Origin of the sequence: Labrenzia sp. OB1, assembly GCF_001624695.1 — a bacterium.
Taxonomy (GTDB): Bacteria; Pseudomonadota; Alphaproteobacteria; order Rhizobiales; family Stappiaceae; genus Roseibium.
In genome coordinates this window covers 1-2,335 of sequence record NZ_JSEP01000074.1, presented here as the reverse complement: position 1 = coordinate 2,335, position 2,335 = coordinate 1, and the positions used below count along the sequence as shown (strand labels likewise).

The window sequence follows — 2,335 nt, the reverse complement described above, 5'->3', positions numbered from 1 at the left end:
GGGCCTTTTGCATTGAAACGCAAGACCCAGTCGCGGATCACCTGGACCGTCACGCCGCCGACCGCACCCGCATCGCTGCGCAAGCCGCCGTCATAGATCACTGCAAGCGCCAAAAGGCGCCGTGTTTGATCGGCATTCACCGAGCCACGGGCTAGATGACGAAGGGTTGGAGCATCAAAGTCATCTCGAAGACGGATAGGGGCGGACATGGCAAACTCCTCATGTTCCCCATCAGGAATCATATTCGCGAAACTTTGGGAATCCAAAAGAGTCGTCAAATTCGTCGCTTGGTATAAACCGGTGAATGCGACGTTCCCCTGCCTTTGCTCCCTGTCATGGTCCGCTTCCAGGACGAAGCCAACCAAAAAAGTGCTCGAGTGGTTGCAGTTGACGCCTCCGGCAATGTCGAAGGCACAAACATTCGATTTCAGAACGCCAGAATCACCTTCACGAGTGCACCAATAACCACAGGGCTGGAAAATCGTCTTCCCTGGCTTGAGGACCCGCAAACATATTTCCCGACAACCGTCGAAGCCGAGGATGGTTCGAAGGTTCCCTATTTCCCCTATTTAAGCTTTCAGAGGTAAGTGAAATGGCTATTCAATCAAGTGATCTCCTCTATTCTGTACTTTCGATCGATGTCTACGAAAGAACAGAACTAACGGACCCTCTATATTCTCCTCCATATCCCGTAGTTGCGAACGAAACCGACACAGTGACCGGTTTTGGAGCGGCTGCTTACCAAGTAGACGGTAAAATTGTCATTGCTTTTCGTGGTGCAGACACATCCTCGGTTTTTGAGTTCGCTCAGGACAACCGATCTTCGTCATCGATCAGTTCCAGCCGCGAAGGGGCATTCGTGCCCCATCTCCAAAGCACCAGGTTCATGTCACCCGGGCCGGATCCCTTGACGAAACTTCGCACACGCAGCCCGTTGTAGCCATTTGCAATCAGCTCACGCGCGAACCGCTGCGTCCGCGCCTCGCCCGTCGTCCTCATCTGATCGCGCCAGGTCGGATCGGCCAGAGCAAGCTCATCAAAACCCGCCGTGCGGAGTGCAGTCGTGTCGCTGGTATCGAAGACCATCTCGATTTCGGCGCGATAGCAAACGAGCGTCGACGGCTGCAGATCACCAACCTGATTGGCCTCCCGCAAAGCAGTCAGTACCGATGTTGATGCATAAAGCGCGGGCACACCCTTGGGATTGAACCGGCCGCCATAGAGTCCGGCGCCGCGCCCTGACAGCGGTTCACGCGCATAGACCGGATTGAGCGCGCGATAGAGTTTTCCGGAATAGGTGTACGTCACGATCAGGCGTGAACCCCGGCGTCGACGGCATCAATGAAGTCAAGCACCTCTTCGGACCGTCCATCTCGCACCAGTTGCATGGCTGTCTGCCCGGAAAATCCAGGCAGCGGCTCGGAACGAAACCAGGCATAGGCCATCAGGGCGGAACCGAAGCGCGGTTCGACCTTGTTGACGATCTCCACCATTTCGCGCAGGCGACGCTGTGTCTTGTCGGAACACACCCGATCCTTGCGTTGCACCGCATCCTTGCCAAGGCCAACTGTCCGCGCGATTTCCTCGCTTGTCGTACGAAAGGCCCTGGCAATCTTGTTCGGCGCGAACAGTCCATGATCCGAATAGGCTGCGAGATCCATGACATTGCTCCACATTTATGCCGTTATTACTGACGTAATATAGCGTCACTCTGAGCGGCATTCAAGAGCGGTTCAATATTCCCAGGTGGTGCATAGTGCGGCCGATGTGGCAAACGATTGCGCTCACCGAGACAGACCTTTCGATTTCCGGGGTCTGATCTGCCGGGTTTTGATCTTCTTCGGATCCTGCCCGGAGATGATTTGCAAATAGGATTTCTGCAGTTCCAGCGCTTCGCGCGCCTCCGCATCGACACCCGCCTGCTGTTCCAGAAACCGGCGCCAGGACAACCGCTTTCCGTTCTGGCCGCCCGTCATGCGCTTCCAGGCCGGATGATGTTCAAGGCGTGGATCGAGCGGACGGCGGCGGTACTTTTCCTTGGGTTTTCGTTTGCCGCCGTGCTTGTCCGGTTCGAACGGGCCGTATTTCTCTTCCAGCCTTTTCCGGGAGAGTTCGCGGTCAACGCTGCTGGCTTTTTCCATCGTGCCGGTTTTCTTATCCCGAAAGACGAAGCCGTTGCCGCGTTTGCGGAGCTCTACATCATAGAGCGCGAACCCTTCATGCAGCTCCTCCCAGGAGCTGGACCGTCGGTGGATCTGCAGCATGGCGTCACGGTGCTCCTTGAGGTATCCGGAGAACGATTGCTCCCAGGAATTGGCCTCCTTGTCCCGGGCCT

At 56.2% G+C, this 2,335-nt stretch carries 2 protein-coding genes and 2 pseudogenes; all 4 read right to left on the bottom strand.

What is annotated here, in order from left to right; genetic code table 11:
• Positions 1 to 509, bottom strand: a pseudogene (locus OA90_RS28920) (hypothetical protein); the annotation flags it as partial.
• 298 nt (positions 510 to 807) lie between these two features.
• Complete coding sequence (locus OA90_RS27680; RefSeq protein ID WP_068420249.1) at positions 808 to 1,308, bottom strand: RES family NAD+ phosphorylase; 501 nt, start codon at positions 1,306 to 1,308, stop codon at positions 808 to 810.
• Between the two features lie 2 nt (positions 1,309 to 1,310).
• Positions 1,311 to 1,661 carry an antitoxin Xre/MbcA/ParS toxin-binding domain-containing protein gene (locus tag OA90_RS27675; RefSeq protein WP_068420247.1) on the bottom strand — a complete coding sequence of 117 codons (351 nt, stop codon included), beginning with the start codon at positions 1,659 to 1,661 and terminating at the stop codon, positions 1,311 to 1,313.
• Between the two features lie 123 nt (positions 1,662 to 1,784).
• Positions 1,785 to 2,335: pseudogene (locus OA90_RS27670) on the bottom strand (relaxase/mobilization nuclease domain-containing protein); the annotation flags it as partial.

Excerpts from the sequence above, each read along its gene's own strand:
- OA90_RS27675 (WP_068420247.1), bottom strand. The coding sequence starts at position 1,661 with ATGGATCTCGCAGCCTATTCGGATCATGGACTGTTCGCGCCGAACAAG.